At 29.2% G+C, this 795-nt stretch carries 1 pseudogene; it reads right to left on the reverse strand.

The features are described from left to right. Nucleotides 1-795, reverse strand: a pseudogene (locus E1I18_RS03615) (hypothetical protein); the annotation flags it as partial.

Here is a 795-nt window from a genome sequence, read left to right on the forward strand (position 1 = left end):
TTTGTGTCTCGTTTCTGAAGTAAAACATTTTATCTGTACCGATGAAAAATTTCAAATCTCGAGTTTTGTTATGCGGTACAGGTTTATTGTCTTTATCAAAAGGTGCAAATCAACTGCCTTCATAGAAAACTGAATTGTTATTTACATTTCTATACACTGGTAAATCGAAAAATTGTTCATTATATTGTTGATTTACTGAACGGAAAACACTTATTTTTTCTTTTGTTTTGCAAGAAGAATTGATGAAGTCGATAATAATTTCTTTGTTTTTGTTTATTTCTTCTATTGAATTGATCTTGTTAAGTTGTAAAAAGAGAGGTAATCTTTTTTGAATTGTCTCGTTTTTACGCTCAACATGTGGCTTAAATGTTGGATTTGAGCTAGTTATAAACTCGATTCCACGTGATTTTACTGCTTGATAGGTTCGAGCATTGCTATCTGCATTATTTCTAAAGTTAGATCTATTATCGGCTAAAAGAGTTCTTGGATACCCGTAATTATTAAAAAGTTCTTCTAATAAAATCTGATAACCATTGAGAGTTTCTGTTTGTTCTTCGAAGTGAATTGAAACAACTTTATTTGTACCAACATCGACAGCAAGCAACATTGTGAATTTATTATGACCATTAAGTCAGTAATGACTACATCCATCAATTTCAACAATATCACCAAACTTATATACGTTTTTGTAATTTAAACGACGCTTTGTTTTTTCTTTGGATTCGTAATATTTAAATTGCGATATAAAGAATAAATCTTTATTAGTTATAACTTTATTTCTGTTTCGTTTAGCAA

The sequence above is a fragment of the Mycoplasmopsis mucosicanis genome, from assembly GCF_006546935.1.
Lineage (GTDB): Bacteria > Bacillota_I > Bacilli_A > Mycoplasmatales > Metamycoplasmataceae > Mycoplasmopsis > Mycoplasmopsis mucosicanis.